The 18,103-nt window shown below is 61.7% G+C and carries 15 protein-coding genes; all 15 read left to right on the top strand.

Features of this window, described 5'->3' with window-relative positions:
* The first annotated feature begins 307 nt into the window (after positions 1–307).
* The 15 genes from LGM89_RS26700 (at position 308) to LGM89_RS26770 (ending at position 18,083) form a co-directional block, all read left to right on the top strand.
* Positions 308–1,150: a phytanoyl-CoA dioxygenase family protein gene (locus tag LGM89_RS26700; protein ID WP_226274468.1), complete on the top strand. Its 843-nt coding sequence runs from the start codon at positions 308–310 to the stop codon at positions 1,148–1,150.
* A 17-nt stretch (positions 1,151–1,167) separates the two neighbouring features.
* A complete protein-coding gene (locus LGM89_RS26705) occupies positions 1,168–1,581 on the top strand; it encodes a RidA family protein (RefSeq protein ID WP_226274469.1) in 414 nt (137 codons plus the stop codon).
* Positions 1,582–1,802: 221 nt separating this feature from the next.
* The gene (locus LGM89_RS26710; RefSeq protein ID WP_226274470.1) at positions 1,803–3,167 is read left to right on the top strand and encodes a DUF1329 domain-containing protein; all 1,365 of its coding nucleotides are present in this window, start codon (positions 1,803–1,805) and stop codon (positions 3,165–3,167) included.
* A 78-nt stretch (positions 3,168–3,245) separates the two neighbouring features.
* Entirely contained in the window at positions 3,246–5,096 is a 1,851-nt protein-coding gene (locus LGM89_RS26715; protein ID WP_226274471.1) for a DUF1302 domain-containing protein, read from the top strand.
* A gap of 63 nt (positions 5,097–5,159) precedes the next feature.
* Positions 5,160–7,520 (top strand): efflux RND transporter permease subunit, encoded by a 2,361-nt coding sequence (locus LGM89_RS26720; RefSeq protein WP_226274472.1) that lies wholly within the window; start codon positions 5,160–5,162, stop codon positions 7,518–7,520.
* Positions 7,521–7,551: 31 nt separating this feature from the next.
* The gene (locus LGM89_RS26725; RefSeq protein ID WP_226274473.1) at positions 7,552–7,836 is read left to right on the top strand and encodes a hypothetical protein; all 285 of its coding nucleotides are present in this window, start codon (positions 7,552–7,554) and stop codon (positions 7,834–7,836) included.
* A 30-nt stretch (positions 7,837–7,866) separates the two neighbouring features.
* Positions 7,867–8,835, top strand: coding sequence for a WD40/YVTN/BNR-like repeat-containing protein (locus LGM89_RS26730; RefSeq protein ID WP_226274474.1), 969 nt, complete (start codon positions 7,867–7,869; stop codon positions 8,833–8,835).
* 141 nt (positions 8,836–8,976) lie between these two features.
* Positions 8,977–10,110 carry a saccharopine dehydrogenase family protein gene (locus LGM89_RS26735; RefSeq protein ID WP_226274475.1) on the top strand — a complete coding sequence of 378 codons (1,134 nt, stop codon included), beginning with the start codon at positions 8,977–8,979 and terminating at the stop codon, positions 10,108–10,110.
* A gap of 42 nt (positions 10,111–10,152) precedes the next feature.
* The gene (locus LGM89_RS26740) at positions 10,153–11,706 is read left to right on the top strand and encodes an AMP-binding protein (RefSeq protein WP_226274476.1); all 1,554 of its coding nucleotides are present in this window, start codon (positions 10,153–10,155) and stop codon (positions 11,704–11,706) included.
* Between the two features lie 25 nt (positions 11,707–11,731).
* Positions 11,732–12,973 carry a thiolase family protein gene (locus LGM89_RS26745; RefSeq protein WP_226274477.1) on the top strand — a complete coding sequence of 414 codons (1,242 nt, stop codon included), beginning with the start codon at positions 11,732–11,734 and terminating at the stop codon, positions 12,971–12,973.
* 12 nt (positions 12,974–12,985) lie between these two features.
* A complete protein-coding gene (locus LGM89_RS26750) occupies positions 12,986–14,485 on the top strand; it encodes an NAD(P)/FAD-dependent oxidoreductase (RefSeq protein WP_413227480.1) in 1,500 nt (499 codons plus the stop codon).
* A gap of 38 nt (positions 14,486–14,523) precedes the next feature.
* Positions 14,524–15,813: an acyl-CoA dehydrogenase family protein gene (locus LGM89_RS26755; RefSeq protein WP_226274478.1), complete on the top strand. Its 1,290-nt coding sequence runs from the start codon at positions 14,524–14,526 to the stop codon at positions 15,811–15,813.
* Between the two features lie 144 nt (positions 15,814–15,957).
* The gene (locus LGM89_RS26760; protein WP_226274479.1) at positions 15,958–16,329 is read left to right on the top strand and encodes a DUF4148 domain-containing protein; all 372 of its coding nucleotides are present in this window, start codon (positions 15,958–15,960) and stop codon (positions 16,327–16,329) included.
* Positions 16,330–16,384: 55 nt separating this feature from the next.
* Positions 16,385–17,134, top strand: coding sequence for an electron transfer flavoprotein subunit beta/FixA family protein (locus LGM89_RS26765; RefSeq protein ID WP_226274480.1), 750 nt, complete (start codon positions 16,385–16,387; stop codon positions 17,132–17,134).
* Positions 17,135–17,150: 16 nt separating this feature from the next.
* Positions 17,151–18,083: an electron transfer flavoprotein subunit alpha/FixB family protein gene (locus LGM89_RS26770; protein ID WP_226274481.1), complete on the top strand. Its 933-nt coding sequence runs from the start codon at positions 17,151–17,153 to the stop codon at positions 18,081–18,083.
* Positions 18,084–18,103: the final 20 nt, after the last annotated feature.

Consider the following 18,103-nt stretch of genomic DNA (forward strand, 5'->3'; position numbering starts at 1 on the left):
TTCTTACAGAAACCATTCGCCGAAGTCGGTGTTTTCCCTATTTTTGACAGCCTTGATTCTAGGTCGCGTCACAACTAATATTAGGTCAATGAAACGTAATTTGTAGGTCGATCATACGTATTTGCCGGTGTCGTGAAGCGACCGAGTCGGAAAGTTCGGTCCACCAGGTGGATGTCCATCGGATTGGATCGTGAGGTGGCCGCCAGGGTGCCTGACCGTTCCGACACGACTCGCCGGCGCATACCCGGGAAAGATGCGTGCCGAAAGCGCTTCGATCAGGTTGTCATTTGAAAATCAGGAGACGGTGATGGACGAGTCCAAACGCAAGGCATTCCGCGAAAACGGTGCTGTTCTGATGGAAGGGTTGCTGAACGAAGATCAGTTGGCAACATGCCGGCAAGCCTTCAACTGGGGCGTCGAAAACCCCGGGCCGATGTCGGTGACGATGTTCGACGGCACGGAGCACAAATCGCTGGTCGATAACGCGAATCCGTACGCTAAGGCACGCCTGGACGAGATGGTTGCTGCACTGCCGCTTGGCCGGATGTTTGCCGAGCTGTGGGGTTCCAAGAACGTCTGGTATTTCGCCGAAGAACTTTTCCTGAAAGAAGGTGGCAAGGCCAAGCGTTCGCCGTGGCATCAGGACACGTCGTATCTGCCGTGGCAAGGCGAGCATTTCGGCAATGCATGGATCAGCTTCGAGGCTGTCCCGAAGAAGAACGCCCTCGAGATCGTGAAGGCGTCGCATCGCGGCGTTCGACATGACGGCACGACGTTCCAGAATGCCGACGATCCGACTGATCCTTTGCATGGCGACGCCGCCGTACCGACCTGGCCGCGGCTGCCAAATATCGAGGCAGAACGGCGCGCTGATCCGGAAAAGTACGACATCGCTTCCTGGGCGACGACGCCTGGCGATGTGTTGGTTCTGCATCCGCATTCGCTGCATGGCGGTGGATCGGTCGATGCCGATTTCCCGGATCGCCATACGCTCGTGCTGCGCTTCTTTGGCGACGATGCAGTGTATAGCCCGCTGCCCGAAGGGAGTCGCTCTGGCTATACACCGGCCGGCGTGCTGTTCGTCGAGGAGCTGGCCCATCTGAAGGCTGGCGATCCGTTTCGCGCACCGTGTTTCCGTCAAGTTGTCTGAACAAGGAGATTCTCGTGATGGCCGCAACTCCCAAACGGCAGTCGATTGTCCCGTCTGCATTCCAACCCTGGTACGACGCGTATCACTTCTCACCGGCCACACGCGTCGGCGACACGATCTGGGTGTCCGGACAGGTCGGTCTCGATGCACAGATGCAACCGGCCGACGGTGTGCAAGCCCAGGCGCGGATTGCGTTTGAATCGCTCAAGCTGATCCTCGAAGAAGCGGGCGCGAGCCTCGCCGACGTTGTCGAACTGACAACTTTCCACACGGATCTTCAGCGAGAAACGGAAGGCTTCGCCACGGTCAAGGACGAGTACTTTCCGACCCGCTATCCGTCGTGGACGGCCGTCGGCGTCACGCAACTGGCGCTGCCGGGCCTTTGCGTCGAGGTTCGCGCCGTGGCGGTCGCGGGGTCAGGCAAGGACTAACCGGCTTACCATTTTTTCGATGGATTGCATATAAAAAATATCGCAATCCTAAATATAAAGAGAATCTACATCGAAAAACAAAGGTGGTCGGCAGGCGGCTGGTCGAAACCGGGGCCGGCCATTGTCAGGGAGCGACGCAATCGTCGGCTGACGAAGGCGATCGAAATTAGTGCGTTTCGTCCGCGATGGGCGAGCGAAGGCGGAGTGGAAGGAGAACAGTGATGATGAAGCCTAAAATCTGGACCGTGTCCGCGATCACGGCCGCTGCATGTCTCGCGATCGGTACGGCGGTTGCGGCCGACGACCTGACGCCGACAGGTTCCGATCGCGCGGCAAGCAAGGACGGCGCAGTGTCGGCATACACCGGCAAGCAATCGCCCGATTCCGGGTGGGAGTGGGGCAAGGTGCGCGCCGATTTCTGGAAGCACCGCAACGAGAAGGCGCTGTATTCGATCGATGCCGCGAACGTCGACAAGTATGCGGACAAGCTGTCGCCAGGTCAGGTCGCACTGATCAAGCAGAAGAAGGGCTACCGGATGGACGTCTATCCGTCGCATCGGGAATGCCAGTTGCCGGATGCCGCGGAGCAGAACTCGAAGGCGAACCTGACGGCGGCGAAACTGGATTCGACCGGCGAGAACCTCGCGGCCGCCGTGTTGCCGGGCGTACCGTTTCCGCAGCCGAAGAGCGGCGTGGAAGCGATCCTGAACTACGAGATGCGCTATCGCGGCGAAGGAATCGACTGGGCGCAGGTCGTGACCGCTATTTCGCCGCGCCCAGGCAGCAGCGACTGGATCGACGCGGTTGGTCCGCAGACGTTCTACTTCCCATCGGGCAAGCTCGGCAAGCGCTCGCCGCAGGACGTCGACCAGTTGAGCACGGCCGTGTACTTTCAGATGAATTCGCCCGCTGCGCTGGCCGGTCAGGCTTTCGTCCAGCGACAGTACTTCAACAAGGACTCGGAGACTTATTACTACTTTCCGGGCCAGCGGCGCGTGAGACGTATGCCGGCCTATACGCATGACGCGCCTCTGATCGGGTTCGAGAACCAGTACCTGATCGATGAGGCGAACATGATCAACGGCTCGCTCGACCGATTCAACTGGAAGCTCGTCGGCAAGCGCGAATTGATCGTGCCGTACAACGCGTTCGGCATGTACAAGTTCAAGAGCAAGCTGCACGACGTCGCCACGTCCGATGGTATCGCTGCCGCAAACCGCCGCTACGAGACGCACCGGGTATGGGTGGTCGAGGCGACGTTGAAGCCGAGCGCGCGTCATGTTGCGTCGAAGAAGGTGTTCTATCTCGATGAAGACAGCTGGCTCGCACTCGTCGGCGAGGACTACGACGCGCAGGGCAAGCTGTGGAAGGTGCGCGAGAGCTACCCGATTCCGGTATGGGAGCTCGGCGGGACATGCGACAACGAGCCGATGGCGCAGTACGACATGATCACCGGCCGCTACTTGCTCGACGCGTCGTCGATCGGGCAGGGCAAGGACATTCGCTGGTTCGATCAGGCAGATGATCCGCGCTTCAAGTCCGATTTCTACACCGCAGAGTCGCTGCGCTCGGTCAGCGAACGCTGACGGTCGCGGACCGATTGACTCGAAGGCTGGCACGCGCAACGACGCGTGCCGGCGTCGAAACAGGGGAGGAGACAGGTCATGAAATCAGCGAAAATAATAAGGAATACTACGGTCGTGATTGCGGCCACGAGCGCTGGCATCGCGACGTCGAATGCGTACGGCTACGATTTCACGATATCGGACGGAAGCATCCAGGGGTCGTGGGTCAGCAATCTCACGGCCGGGATGGGGCTTCGCACGAAGAGCCCCAGTTGTTCGCTCACTGGCGACCCGAACGCATACGGCTGCGGTGCGGCTGCGAATACCAATCAATGGGGTTATGCAGACAACGGCGACTTGAACTACCGCAAGGGCCAACCGTTCAGCACGTACGTCAGTGCGACCAGCGAGCTGCTGCTGAAAATGCCGAGCCAGGGACTGAAGTTCATGGTGCGCGGCACGGGGATGTACGACTTTCTCGCTGGGAGAACGGCCAGAACGCCGCTGTCGAGCACGGCCTCGGCGCAGGTGGTGTACAACGCGCAATTGCTCGATCTGTGGGCGCAGAAGGACTTCACGATCGACGGCAGGAGCGCGCACGTGCGGCTAGGCAACCAGGTGATCAACTGGGGCGAGAGCATGTTCGCCCAGAGTGGTATCAACGCGACCAACTCGATCGACACGCAGAAGTTGCTGATCCCCGGTTCGCAACTCAAGCAGGCACTGCTGCCGGCACCGATGCTGAGCGTCGCCGCCGACCTGTCGCACGGGTTCAGCACCGAAGCCTATTACCAGTTTCAGTGGAACGGAAACCGCTATCCGCCCGTCGGTTCGTACTGGTCGGTGACCAACGGCTTCGGTCGTGGTGCGGAACCGTTCACGATCAACACGAATAACCTGAACGTGATTGGCCCGAGCGCTGGCACGATTGCCAATGCGATTGGCGGAGGAGCCGCCGCGGGCAACCAGGACACGCTCAACGCGATCAAGAACGGGCTCGTGAACGGCGCGTATGCGGGCCCGCCGTTCAACGACATCGGCTTGCCCAGCACGACGAACCTGCCGGCGAAATACCGTCCGCAGTTCGGCGTGAAGTTCAACTATTCGCCACGTTCGTTCGATGCGAACTTCGCGTTCTACTACCTGAACTACACGGACAAATCGCCGGTACTGACGTCGCTCGCGAACGGAACCGAGCAATGGTCCTATCTCGGCCGTCGGCAGCTGTTCGGTGTGAGCGCGAACTTTGGTCTCGGACCGTGGGCGATCGGGACCGAGCTGTCGTACCGGCCGCGCGACGCGGTCGCGCTGTCGAGCTGCTACGGCGCGGGTGGTCCGCCCGACTTGAACACGAACGGCGTGGCCGGCATCAATTGCCAGCAATGGGCCGACAAGAAGAAGTTCCAGTACGACCTCAACGGCCTGCTTGCACTCACGCGCAGCGAGTACCCGTTCCTGAAGTGGCTTGGTGCGGATTCGGCCGCGCTGACGTGGGAACTGACGTGGATCTACTACCCGGGCCTGAACGCGAATGGCGTAACGCGCACGATCGACGGTCAACCCGTGACGCAGGTGCCGGCCACCGGTTATCTGCCGTGGCTGAACAACAGCTCGGGGCTTGGCTACCCGATCACGATGGCGCAGGGCACGGCAAGCTCGGTGGGGGCGACGATCGATTTCAACTGGACCTACGACGGCACGCTGATCCCCGGCTGGCAGGTGACGCCCGGCGTGACTTTCTCGGACGGCCTTTACGGCTATACCCCGACGTTCACCGCGAATTATATGCAGGGTGCGAAGTCGCTGAACGTCTATGTGCTGTTCAACCAGAATCCGCCGAACTGGCAGGCCGGTATCAATTTCACCGCGTTCTTCGGCGGACATCAGACGGTCGGGCAGCCATATGCGGACCGGAATTTCGTCGGCTTGTTCGTGACCCGGAACTTCTGACGGGTGCATCGGTTCGGTGCAGCGCACGTCGTGCGCTGCCGCAACAATTGAAGGGGTTACGACGTGCTCAATCGTCTGGTCAGCCGCCTGGAAAGGCTCTTCTTCGGTCATCGCGCGATCGTGCTCGCGGTGATCGGCCTGTTCACCGCCGCGATGGCCGTGTTCGCGGTGCAGTTGCGCATGGATGCCGGCTTCGAGAAGCAGATGCCGATCGGCCACGAATATATCCGGACGTTCCAGCAATACCGGAACGATCTGCTCGGCGCGAACCGGATCACCGTCGTCGTCCGCGCGAAGCACGGCTCGATCTGGACGCCGGCGGGATTGACGCGGCTCTACAAGGTCACGCAGGCCGTCACCTACCTGCCAAATGTCGACCGGATCGGTGTGCGCTCGCTGTGGACGCCGAACGCGTTCGTCAACGAAGTGACCGACGAGGGCTTCCGCGCGGAGCCGATCATCCCGGGCACGATCACGCCGGACCAGCTGACGCCGGAGGTGGTCGAAAAGATCCGGCGCGCGACTACGCTTGGCGGCTATGTCGGCACGCTCGTATCGCACGGCGAAGACAGCGCGATGATCACGGCCGAGCTGAACGAGCGCGATCGGACCGGCAAGGTGCTCGACTACGTGGCGTTCAATCACCAGCTCGAGCAGCAGATTCGCAAGCCGTTCGAGGACGCCGGCTACGAGATCCAGATCATCGGCTTTGCCAAGCAGATCGGCGATATCGCCGATGGCGCGACGGCCGTGCTTGGCTTCTGCGGCGTTGCGCTGCTGCTGACCGCGCTCGCGGTCTACTGGTACTGCCATTCGGTGCGCTTCACGGTGCTGCTGATCGCCTGCTCGCTGACCTCGCTGGTCTGGCAGTTCGGCACGTTGAAGCTGCTCGGCTTCGGTCTCGATCCGCTCGCGGTGCTGGTGCCGTTCCTGGTGTTTGCGATCGGCGTGTCGCATGGCGTGCAACAGGTGAACTTCATCGTGCGCGAAATCGCGCATGGGCAGAGTTCGTATGACGCTGCTCGACGCAGTTTCAGCGGGTTGCTGATTCCGGGCGTGCTGGCGTTGATCACCGCGTTCGTGTCGTTCATCACGTTGCTGTTGATCCCGATTCCAATGGTGCGCGAGCTCGCGATCACCGCGTCGCTCGGCGTGGCCTACAAGATCGTCACGAACCTGATCCTGCTGCCGGTCGCCGCGTCGTGCTTCAACTTCACGAAGGGCTATGCAAGCAGCGCGCTGCAGCGCGCGGAGCGCCGCGCGGCGTGGCTGCGCCCGCTTGCCCGCGTTGCTCAGCCGAAGGTGGCGGGTGTGACGCTCGCGCTGACGCTGGTGGTGTTCGCGCTGGCCGCATGGCAAAGCCGCGACCGCGTGATCGGCACGCTGCAGCCGGGCGCACCGGAACTGCGCGCGGATGCGCGTTTCAACCGGGATGCGACGTCGATCGCCGGCAACTACGACATGGGCCTCGACTGGTTGACGGTCGCCGTCGAGTCGACCGGCAACGCCTGCAATAACCCGGCGGTTGGCCTGTACGAGGACGACTTCTCGGCGGCGATGCGCACCGAGCCGGGCGTGGTGTCCGTGCAGTCGTATTCGGCGCTGCTTCGCACGTACAACCAGGGCTACAACGAGGACTATCCAAAGATGAACGTCGTGCCGATCGACCCGGAAAACTACGGGCAGGTGTCGGTCGACGTGTCTCGCCTGAAGGGCTTCATGAGCAGCGACTGCCGCATGACGGCCGTTCACCTGTTCCTGACCGACCACAAGGCGACGACGATCAACCGGATTCTCGACGACGTGAAGCAGTACCGGGCGGCACACCCGTTCCCGGGCATCACCGTGCGTCTAGCGGCCGGTAACGCGGGTGTGCTCGCGGCGACTAACGATGAGGTCGAGAAAAGCGAGCTGCCGATGATGCTCTACGTCTATGCGGCGATCCTGATTCTCGTGTTTCTCGCATACCGCGACTGGCGGGCAATGATCGCATGCTGCGTGCCGCTGTCGGTTGCAACCTTCATCGGGTACTGGTTCATGAAGGAACTGCAGATCGGCCTCACGGTGGCGACGCTGCCGGTGATGGTGCTGGCCGTGGGGATCGGCGTCGACTACGCGTTCTACATCTACAACCGGCTGCAGGTACATCTCGCGGGCGGGCAGGACATCGTGAAAGCAGTGCAGCACGCAATGCTCGAAGTCGGCGTAGCGACGATCTTCACGGCGATCACACTGGCGATCGGCGTCGCGACCTGGAGCTTTTCCGCGCTGAAGTTTCAGGCCGACATGGGCAAGCTGCTGGCGTTCATGTTCCTCGTCAATCTGCTGATGGCGATGACTGCGCTGCCCGCGCTGGCATCTGTTCTCGAGCGCTGGTTCCCGCGTCGCAAGCCGGCGCGTGCGCCGGGCCTGTTCAGTCACTGAAGCTTACGAACATCCTGACGGAGACTCGGTCATGGGCAAGACACTGGTTGTTTTAGGCACTTTCTGCTTCGCAATGGCGGCGTTCGCTCACTTTCATGGCGCGTTTTCGGAGTCGGCCGTATCGGTTCTGTCGATCACTGCCACCGCAAGAGACGACAGCGCGCACATCGCCACAGTCGAAGCCTCGGACGTCGCTCCGTCGTCGGACGGCGGAGCAACCTGGCGGTGGACGCCGGTCATGCAGGTATGGAATCAGCCGTCGACCGCCGTGCTCGGCGAAGCGAAATCAGGTTGGTCGCTTCTGTTTAGCCACTGACATTCGCGCACACCACTAATGAGATTCACCATGATTAAGACTCTATTTGCCGGTATTGGGTTTTGCTTGGCCTCGGCAGTCCTTGCACAACCTGGAGACGGGACGATTGCCGCGTGGGCCGCGAAGCCAGCCCATGCGTGGCCCGCGCCTACACACATGATGCTGATGGACGCGACGTACGCGGGAAAGCGCATCGTCGCAGTCGGCGAACACGGCGTCGTGCTGCTGTCGGACGACGACGGCAAGAACTGGCGTCAGGCGCGGCGAGTGCCCGTGTCGGCGACGCTGTCGGCCGTCACGTTTGCCGATGCGAAGCACGGCTGGGCGGTCGGTCAGTGGGGTTCGATTCTCGCGACCGAGGACGGCGGCGAAACGTGGGCAGCACAACGGCTCGATACGTCGGTCGACCAGCCGCTTTTCTCTGTGCTGTTCACGAGCGAGCACGATGGCATTGCTGTCGGCCTGTGGTCACTGATGCTCCAAACGCACGACGGTGGCAAGACGTGGACGCGCACGACGCTGCCGAAGCCGCCTGGCGGCGGCAAGGCAGACCGCAATCTTTATCACGTGTTCGCCGATGCTGCACACGCGCTCTACATCGTGTCGGAACAGGGGATGGTTCTGAAGTCGACCGATAGCGGCACGAACTGGGCGTATTTGCCGACGGGCGGGAAAGGGACGCTCTGGTCGGGCGTCGCGATGCCCGACGGCCGAATCGTGGTCGGCGGTTTGCTCGGCAGCCTGTTCGAGAGCCGCGATGGTGGCGCGACGTGGTCCGCACTGAACGCGGGTGTGCACAGCTCGATCACCGATCTCGTTGCGACCGGTGGCGGGCTGGTCGGGGTCGGGCTTGACGGGCTGACGCTCACGCAGCGCGTGGCTGGCGACCCGTTCGACGTCACGCAGCGAGAGGACCGCGCAACGCTCACCACCGCGCTGGTCAATGCGAGGGGCAAAACGATGCTGTTCGCGCACGACGGCGTGCTGGCGGCTCAGTGAGCACGCTCGATCCCTTCACCCGCAATGGAGATCATGCGCACGGTAGTCCATTCCATGGCTTCGGTCTTTTCCCGGAAGGAAGTCATAACCGATTGATTCGAGAAATCCAGTTTTTCACCCACCACGTATCAGGAGACAAACATGGCTAAGCATCCCGTCGTCGTCTACGGCGCAAGCGGTTACACCGGTATGTTGATCATGGACTGGCTGATCGACCAGAACATTCCGTTCACGGCCGTTGCACGCAATGCAGGGCGAACCAAGGAAATGATGGCGCAGCGTGTCGTGCGCCTCGAATCGGCAACGTACGAAATTATCGAAGCCGAGCACAACGTCGACTCGCTCGTTCACGCATTCAGTGGTGCAAAGGTCGTGTGCAGCACGGTCGGCCCATTCTTCAATTTCGGGCTGGTAGCGGTCGAAGCTGCGCTCAAGGCAGGTTGCCATTACCTCGACACCACTGGCGAACAGCACTTTATTCGCCAGGTGCGCGAACAGTTCGACGAACAGTATCGGCAGGCTGGTCTGTTGCTGTCCCCGTCGAATGCGTACATGTACTCGTTCGCGGAAATCGCCGCCGAACTCGCACTCGAGACACCCGGCATCGATGCGCTGGAAACCTCGACGCTGACGCGTGGCCCGCGTGGTGCTGGCGCCGGCGTGAGCGTGGGTTCGACGGCAACTATCTTCGAAGGGTATCGACAGGAAGCCTGCTATCTGTGGGAAAAGAAACTGGTGCCGCACGAACAGCATGCTTCGTTCAGCGTCGTTTCGCCGGACTTCATGCAGCCGGTGTTCGCGCTGCCGTGGGGCGGCACGTCGCTACCGGTGTACTTCGAGCATGACTCGCGCGTGCGCAGCTGTGTCTCGTGCGTTGGTTTCTACGACAACAACGCGATGCAGATGGTGCACGCACTCGGCCAAAAATGGGATGCGGAGTACAAGGACCTGCCGCGCGAGCAGCAGGACGCGGTACTGAAGCAGATCGTCGATTCGACGACGCCGTCGATGCCGCCGCGCGAGCGTACGACGCTTCACCGCACGGTCGATTCCGCGATCGGTCGCGGTCAGCTCAACGCAGTACGCGCGACGCTGCACGGTATCACGCCGTACATCGCGACCGGCGCGTTGCATGCAGCGGCCGCCGTCAAGCTCCTGGATGGCGATACCGCGAAGGTTGGCTTCGCATCGGGTTCGAAAGCGTTCGGCCATCGCTACCTGCTCGGTTTTCTCGAACAACGCGGGCTCGCGCGCGCCACGGTCACTCAACTGTGACGACCGCCGCTGTATCGGTACAGACTCAACGGAACCTGTGAAATGGCCATTATCGATTTCTACGACCGCGGGTGGCGCAGCAATCCCGACGGCATTGCGTATATCCAGGGCGACCGCAGCTACTCGTTCCAGGAGATCGGCGAGCTGTCGTGCCGCATCGCCAACGGGCTGCTTGCTGCCGGCTTCGCGAAGGAGGCGAAGGCTGCGGTGTGGGCGGACAACGACGTGATTGGCTGGAGCTGCGCGCTCGGGATGTGGCGAGCCGGGCTCGCGTATATCCCGGTGAACGGGCGCAACGCGCCGGCCGAGAACCAGTACGTGCTCGAAGCGTTCGACTGCGAGGTGCTGTTCTTCCACCAGGCGTTCGCGGCATCGATCGACGCGCTGCGGCCGAGCCTGCCGAAGGTTCGGCTGTGGGTGTGCCTCGACGCCGATCTGCCGTGGGCGCCGTCGTTGGCCACCTGGAGCGCGGGCCAGCCGGTAACGCCGCCCGTCGTCGATTACGCGTTGGACGACGTCGTGGCGCTGTCGGCCACGGGCGGTACGACCGGAGCGCCTAAGGGTGTGATGAACACGCACCGCTCACTCCAAACGTATTTCGCGCAATTCATGATCGCGATGTCGTACGCCAACGAGCGTCCGGTGAATCTCGCCGCGGCGCCGATGACGCACACGGCCGGCATGTTGTCGCTTCCGTGCACCGCGCGTGGCGGCACGGTGGTCGTGCTGCCGAAGCCCGATCCGGCGCTGCTGCTCGGCGCGATCGTGAAGCATCGCGTGACGGAGTTCTTCCTGCCGCCGACCGTGATCTATCGGCTGCTCGACATCCCGGGTATCGACAAGGTCGATTTCTCGTCACTGCGCTACTTCCTGTACGGCGCGGCGCCAATGTCGGTCGAAAAGCTCAAGCGCGCGATCGACGTGTTCGGCCCGGTGATGACGGGCGGCTACGGCCAGACGGAAGCGCCAGCGTCGATCTCGTACCTGACGCCGTCGGAGCATTTCGTCGACGGCAAGCTGGCATCCGACGAGCGGCTGTCGTCGGTCGGCCGCCCGAATCCGCTGGTGCGAGTCGAAGTCTTCGGCGATCGCGGCGAAGTACTGAAGCAGGGCGAGACCGGCGAAATCTGCGTGCGCGGTGATCTCGTGATGAAGGGCTACTACCGTGCACCGGACAAGACGGCCGAGACGATTATCGACGGCTGGCTGCATACCGGTGACATCGGCCATCTCGATTCGGAAGGCTATCTGCATATTACCGACCGCAAGAAGGACATGATCATCAGCGGCGGTTTCAACGTCTACCCGAGCGAGGTCGAGCAGGTGATCTGGGCACATCCGGCCGTACAGGACTGCGCGGTGATCGGCGTGCCCGACGACAAGTGGGGCGAGGCGGTGAAGGCAGTTGTGGAACTCAATGCCGGCCAGCAAGTGAGCGCCGATGAGCTCGTCGCTTTGTGCAAGGAGAAGCTCGGCTCGGTGAAGGCGCCGAAGAGTGTGGACTTCGTCGCCGCACTCCCGCGCAGTACGGCCGGAAAGGTGCTGAAGAAGGATCTGCGCGAGCAGTACTGGCAAGGGCAGCAACGCAGGATCTGAGCTTACTTTCTACGAGCGACACATCATGAGCAACATCTACATTGCCGGTATCGCGATGACGGTATTCGGCCGGCATTTCGAGCGCAGTCTCGACGATCTCGCCGGTGAGGCGCTGCGCGGGGCGCTGAAGGATGCTGGCTGCAGCGCGGAGGTGATCGGCGCGGCTTTCTATGCGGGCATTACCAACGGGCCGCTGCAAGGCCAGTTGTCGATTCCGGGGCAGGTTGTACTCGGCAAGATCGGGATCGAAGGCATTCCGGTGTTCAACGTCGAAAATGCATGCGCGTCTGGCAGCACGGCGGTGCATCTTGCCGTGCAGAGCCTGAAGGCCCGGACGTGCGACGTCGCGCTCGCGCTTGGCGCGGAGAAGATGAACGTTCCGGACAAGGCGAAGTCGTTCGCGTTGTTCGAGGGCGGTTGGGACGTGTCCCGCGTCGACGAGAACTTCGCGAACCTGATGAAGCTGGGTGAGGGTATCGAGCCGCCTCCCGGCTCGGAATCGGACCGTCCGTACAGCCGCTTCATGTCGGTCTACGCCGCACTGTGCCGGTATCACATGAAGACCTACGGCACGACGCAACGTCAAATCGCCGCGGTCTCCGCGAAGAACCACGGACATTCCGTTCATAACCCGCTTTCGCAATTTCGCCAACCGTTCACGGTCGACGAGGTACTTGCGGCAGCGCCGATCTCTTATCCGATCACGCTGCCGATGTGCGCGCCGGTGACGGACGGAGCAGCTGCGGCGATCCTTTGTACGGAGGAGGGGCTGCGGCGTATCGGTGTTGATCGCAGCCGTTGCATTCGGGTCGCAGCGAGCGTGATTCGCAGTTTCACGCATCGGCGTATTGAGGAGCCGGAGAAGAACATTGGGCGACTTGCCGCGCTTCAAGCCTATGAACAAGCCGGCCTCGGTCCGGATGACATGGATGTCGCCGAGGTGCACGACGCGTCAGCGATGGGCGAAATCATCCAGGCCGAGAACCTTGGCCTGGCGCCGCTCGGCCAGGGCGGCCCGGCAGCCGAGCGTGGTGAATTCACACTCGGCGGGCGTATCCCGATCAACACATCCGGAGGTCTTGAATCGAAAGGCCATCCGCTCGGTGCGACAGGTATCGGGCAGCTCTACGAACTGGTCACTCAATTGCGTGGGGAAGCCGGCGCGCGGCAGGTGCAGGGCGCGCGTCATGCGATTCAGGAAAACGGCGGTGGATTTCAAGGCGTTGAAGAGGCTGCACTCGCTGTTCACGTCCTGACGAAGCATTGATTGGGGAACGACATGGTTAAGGAGCCGAACAGCAAGCAGGACGATGGGGTAAGCCACAAGGGCATTACCCGCCGTGATTTCGTCAAGGGCGCAGTGGCAGCTGCGGTCGTCGTGCCGGCCATGGCAGCCACGCAAAGTGCAAACGCCGAGCCGGTGGAGGAAGCCAAAGTGACCGCCGACCTGGAGAAGTACCGGACGATTGGCGGCTGGGTCGAGAAGCCGGATGATCCGCAGCCCGTACTGGAGGGGGATGTCAGTGCGGATGTGGTGATCGTCGGCGCTGGGTTTGCGGGCCTTTCCGCTGCGCTCGATCTGGTCAGGAATGGGGCGAAAGTGATCGTCCTGGAGCGTGAGTTTGCCGGGTTTGGGGCCAGCGGGCGCAATGCGGGCTATCTTGCCGGCGCGCTGGCGCTCGAATATGACCTTTTCCTCAAGAACGTTGGAATCGAGAAGGCGAAGAGGATCGTCCGATACTACGAAGGTGCCGTCGATTTCGTCGAGGGAAAGCTCAAGGAGCACGGCATCGATTGCGACTACGTTCAGTCCGGCTTGATCCGTGCGGGTATCGACCCGTCACAGGAAAAGAAGGTGCGCGAGGACATGCGTGTTGCCACCGAGTTGGGGTTCCAGTCCGAGTTTCTCGATCATGCCCAGATGCGCGCGCGCGGGATTCCGCCAGCGTTTCTATTCGGCAATTACGTACCGCGCGGTGGCACGCTCAATCCCGGCAAGTACGTGATGGGACTGCGACGTACGGCCATTCGGGCTGGCGTGAAGATTTACGAGAACACGCCTCTGTTGTCATACACCGAAGGGCCGGTCATCAAGGTGAAGACGCCGCGAGGGAGCGCAAGTGCCCCCGTCCTGATGCTGGCCACAAACGCCTATACGCCGCAGCTCGGCCTGCTCGCGGACAAGGTGATACCGCTGCGGGTCTCGGCGATAGAGACTGAGCCGCTGTCCGCAGCACAACTGGCTGCATTGGGTTGGCCGCGACGCGAAGGCATCGTCACACCGCACTGGACGATGGAAAGTCATCGTCTGACTGCGTCCAATACGCTCCTGGTGACAACGAAGCGGCTCCACTACGAATATGGTTCGCGGACGCCCAGCGTGCCGGATTACGACGCGTATCGCGAACTGATGATCGCATTGCGGGATCGATTCCCGGCATTGAAGGATCAGCCGATCCGCGCGTGCTGGAGCGGCTATATCAGCCTCGCCAACGATGCGTTGCCGGTCGTCGGCGCAACCGGCGAGAACAGGAATATCTATTATTCCGCGGGATGCTCCGGGCATGGTGTTGGTGCGCAGTCCATGGTTGGGCAATTGATCGCCGAGCGCATTCGTGGAACCGAGAACCCGCTGCTTGCGGGAATCGATCACGAGACGCCGTCGACGTTTCCCGAGCCGATTCGATGGTGTGTCGTCAATGGGGCATTGGCGGCCGTCAATGCAATGGACGACTGGGTGAACCGTAGTGCGCGCAATGCTGTCGCTCGGCGCGCATGACGGAAATTGTTCCGATATCAAAAATTAAGGAGTACATCGTGATTCGCCTCAAGAAAAACGTGGAATTTCCGTCGGTCGGACTGACCGGTTTCGAGACGCCGTTGAGCGAAGAGGAAAGTGCGATCCAGAGCACCGTCCACCGCTTTGCACGTGACGTCCTGCGCCCGATCGGCCGGGAACTCGATCGCATGACGCCGGAGGAAGTGATCGCCCCCGGATCGCCTTACTGGGCCGCGATCATCGAGAGCGCAAAGCTCGGGCTCGATCCGCAACTGATTGCGCAGTTCCCGCCAGAGATGGCCGTGCGGATCGAATCGATGATCGGCGAAGAGCTCGGCTGGGGCGATTCGGGTCTGGCCGTGTCAATTGGCGCCGCGGGGATGCCGCTGATGATGGCACAGTCGGTCGGCAACCAGGAGCTGATCGACATCTGTTCCGGAAAAGTCGGCTGCTGGGCTAACACTCAGCCCGATCGCGGTTCAGACGCCGCAGTTCTGTATCGCCAGGAACTTGCCCACGATAGCAAGCAACCGATTGGAAACGTCTCAGCGAAGGTCGGTGCCGACGAAATCGTCATCAATGGGCAGTTTTCGTCGTGGGTATCGAACGGTGCCGTGGCACAGGTCGCGCTCGCGTACATGGCTGCGGATTACGGTGACGGCTTCTACAGCACTGGGGAGCATGGCGTATTCACGAACGGTATCGGGTTGATCATTCCGCTTGATCTGCCGGGGATTTCGCGCGGCAAGCCACTGGACAAGATTGGCCAGCGCTCGCTGCCGCAGGGCGAGATCTTTTTCGACAATGTCAAGGTGCCGAGGCGCTTCGCTATCGCGCTGAAGGATGACTATCTCGGCAACCTGGCATCGACCTGGTCTTTCGGCGGAACGCATATGTGTCAGGTGTTCACCGGTGCAGCTCGTGCTGCGTTTGAACTGGCGCTGGCCTATTGCCACGAGCGCAAGCAGGGAGGCACGCTTCTCATCGAACATCAGATGACGCAATTGCGTCTTGGTGAAATGTTGCGCCGTCTCGAGATGGCACGTGCCATTGCCCGGCGCAGCCTCGCATTCGCGCGGTTGTCACCGCAGACCCATCCCTACGCGACTGCGCAAGCCAAGGTCAGCGTGACGGAAGAAGCGATGAAGATCACGCATGAAGCCCTCCAGCTCTTCGGCGGCAACGGCACCACCCGCGAGTATCCGATCGAGAAGATCTTCCGGGATGTCCGGTCTGCGCTGATCGAAGACGGTGAAAATTACCATCTCACGATGCGTCTGGGCGTGCTGGCCGGACAGCTCTATCAAAACGGATGGACGAAGGAATAACGATTGCCGAGGGTTTAGGGCGGCGGGTCCTGGGCAGTATCACGCTCAATGGCCCGACTCACCCTCAGGGGGAAGCGCGTAGCCCCGTCGTACTCGGTGTCTGACGTCGGCATCAAAGTGTGACGTCTTATATTTGGAGTCCATATGAATAAGGTGCCCGTATTGAATTTTGCGGTTTCTCTCGCGTTGGTGGTTTTCGTGACCGACTCGGCACAGGCGCAGGGCGGAAATCATCTTCGTCCAGACCGGTCGATTCCGCATTCGGTATCGCTGTCGACGGCAGAGCAAGCCGACGGAAGGGACGGGGTCGATACGGGAAAGTCTGGTGGATTCCAGACGGAAGGTGTCGGGCCGGCGTCGGTGAAGACCCGGGCTCAAGTTCAGGCAGAAATCCTGCAGGCCGGCGAGGCCGGCCTGCTTCCGACGCCCAGATTCGACTATCCGCCCGGTGCCGAGACACGGGCACGTAATCGGGTGCGCTTCCTGCGTCTGGAGGACGCATGGCAGGCGAATTGAATGATCCCGTTATCGAATGGGCAGTCGGAATCAACGTATCGAATCAGGAGCAGCAATGAAAGTGCTGGTGGCAGTGAAGCGAGTCGTGGACGCCAACGCGAAAGTTCGCGTCAAGGCAGACGGATCCGGTGTCGATCTGGCGAACGTCAAGATGAGTGTCAACCCGTTCGACGAAATCGCTGTTGAAGAAGCGGTGCGCCTGAAGGAAGCGGGCGTCGCGACCGAAGTGATCGCGATGTCGGTAGGCGTCGCGCAAGCGCAGGAATCGCTGCGCACGGCGCTGGCGATCGGCGCGGATCGCGCGATCCTCGTTGAATCGAACGACAGCGTCGAGCCGCTGGCTGTTGCGAAGATCCTGAAGGCGCTGATCGACAAGGAACAGCCGCAACTGGTGATCCTCGGCAAGCAGGCGATCGACGACGATTCGAACCAGACCGGCCAGATGCTGGCCGCGCTGGCAGGCCTGCCGCAAGCGACGTTCGCATCGAAGGTCACGGTGGCCGACGGTAAAGCAACGGTCGCACGCGAAGTCGATGGTGGCGCGGAAACGCTGTCGCTGTCGCTGCCGGCCGTCATCACGACCGACCTGCGCCTGAACGAGCCGCGCTACGTGACGCTGCCGAACATCATGAAGGCGAAGAAGAAGCCGCTCGAAACCGTGAAGCCGGAAGACCTGGGCGTCGACGTTACGCCGCGTCTGAAGACGCTGAAGGTGGTCGAGCCGCCGGAGCGCGCAGCCGGCGTGAAGGTGCCGGACGTGAAGACGCTGGTCGAGAAGCTGAAGACCGAAGCCAAGGTGCTGTAAGAGGGAGCGGAAAGAAATGACGATTCTGGTGATTGCAGAACACGACAACGCGTCGATCAAGGCCGCGACGTTGAACACGGTGGCGGCGGCAGCGAAGATTGGCGGTGACATTCACGTGCTGGTCGCGGGCCACAATGCGCAAGGCGCAGCCGATGAGGCAGCGAAGATCGCAGGCGTTTCGAAGGTGTTGCTAGCCGATGCGCCGCAACTCGAAGCGGGTCTCGCGGAAAATGTCGAAGCGACCGCGCTGAACATCGCGAAGGACTACTCGCACATCCTTGCGCCGGCTACCGTCTACGGCAAGAACATCGCGCCGCGTATCGCCGCGAAGCTCGACGTCGCGCAGATCTCCGACATTACGGCCGTCGAGTCGGCCGACACGTTCGAGCGCCCGATCTACGCGGGCAACGCAATCGCGACGGTGCAGTCGAGCGACCCGATCAAGGTCATCACGGTACGTGCGACGGGTTTCGATCCCGTGGCAGCGGAAGGTGGCAGCGCGGCGGTCGAGAAAATCGAAGCGGCAGCTGATACGGGCAAGTCGCAGTTCGTGAGCCGTGAGGTGACGAAGCTGGACCGCCCGGAACTGACGTCGGCAAGCATCATCGTGTCGGGCGGTCGTGGCCTCGGCAGCGGCGAAAACTACACGAAGGTGCTGGAACCGCTGGCGGACAAGCTGCAAGCGGCGTTGGGGGCATCGCGCGCGGCCGTCGACGCCGGCTACGTGCCGAACGACTATCAAGTCGGCCAGACCGGCAAAATCGTCGCGCCGCAACTGTACATCGCGGTCGGCATCTCGGGGGCGATCCAGCATCTGGCCGGGATGAAGGATTCGAAGGTGATTGTCGCGATCAACAAGGATCCGGAAGCGCCGATCTTCAGAGTAGCCGACTACGGCCTCGTCGGCGACCTTTTTCAACTAGTGCCGGAGCTGGCATCCGCGATCTGAGTGACGGATCGACCAGTTCG

The organism is Burkholderia sp. AU31624, assembly GCF_020420065.1.
Taxonomy (GTDB): Bacteria; Pseudomonadota; Gammaproteobacteria; order Burkholderiales; family Burkholderiaceae; genus Burkholderia.

Bases quoted from the DNA above. Each gene is read 5' to 3' on its own strand.
- LGM89_RS26750 (WP_413227480.1), top strand. From the start codon at position 12,986: ATGGTTAAGGAGCCGAACAGCAAGCAGGACGATGGGGTAAGCCACAAG.
- LGM89_RS26740 (WP_226274476.1), top strand. From the start codon at position 10,153: ATGGCCATTATCGATTTCTACGACCGCGGGTGGCGCAGCAATCCCGAC.
- LGM89_RS26725 (WP_226274473.1), top strand. From the start codon at position 7,552: ATGGGCAAGACACTGGTTGTTTTAGGCACTTTCTGCTTCGCAATGGCG.
- LGM89_RS26700 (WP_226274468.1), top strand. From the start codon at position 308: ATGGACGAGTCCAAACGCAAGGCATTCCGCGAAAACGGTGCTGTTCTG.
- LGM89_RS26770 (WP_226274481.1), top strand. From the start codon at position 17,151: ATGACGATTCTGGTGATTGCAGAACACGACAACGCGTCGATCAAGGCC.
- LGM89_RS26745 (WP_226274477.1), top strand. From the start codon at position 11,732: ATGAGCAACATCTACATTGCCGGTATCGCGATGACGGTATTCGGCCGG.
- LGM89_RS26760 (WP_226274479.1), top strand. From the start codon at position 15,958: ATGAATAAGGTGCCCGTATTGAATTTTGCGGTTTCTCTCGCGTTGGTG.
- LGM89_RS26705 (WP_226274469.1), top strand. From the start codon at position 1,168: ATGGCCGCAACTCCCAAACGGCAGTCGATTGTCCCGTCTGCATTCCAA.
- LGM89_RS26765 (WP_226274480.1), top strand. From the start codon at position 16,385: ATGAAAGTGCTGGTGGCAGTGAAGCGAGTCGTGGACGCCAACGCGAAA.
- LGM89_RS26710 (WP_226274470.1), top strand. From the start codon at position 1,803: ATGATGAAGCCTAAAATCTGGACCGTGTCCGCGATCACGGCCGCTGCA.
- LGM89_RS26735 (WP_226274475.1), top strand. From the start codon at position 8,977: ATGGCTAAGCATCCCGTCGTCGTCTACGGCGCAAGCGGTTACACCGGT.
- LGM89_RS26730 (WP_226274474.1), top strand. From the start codon at position 7,867: ATGATTAAGACTCTATTTGCCGGTATTGGGTTTTGCTTGGCCTCGGCA.
- LGM89_RS26715 (WP_226274471.1), top strand. From the start codon at position 3,246: ATGAAATCAGCGAAAATAATAAGGAATACTACGGTCGTGATTGCGGCC.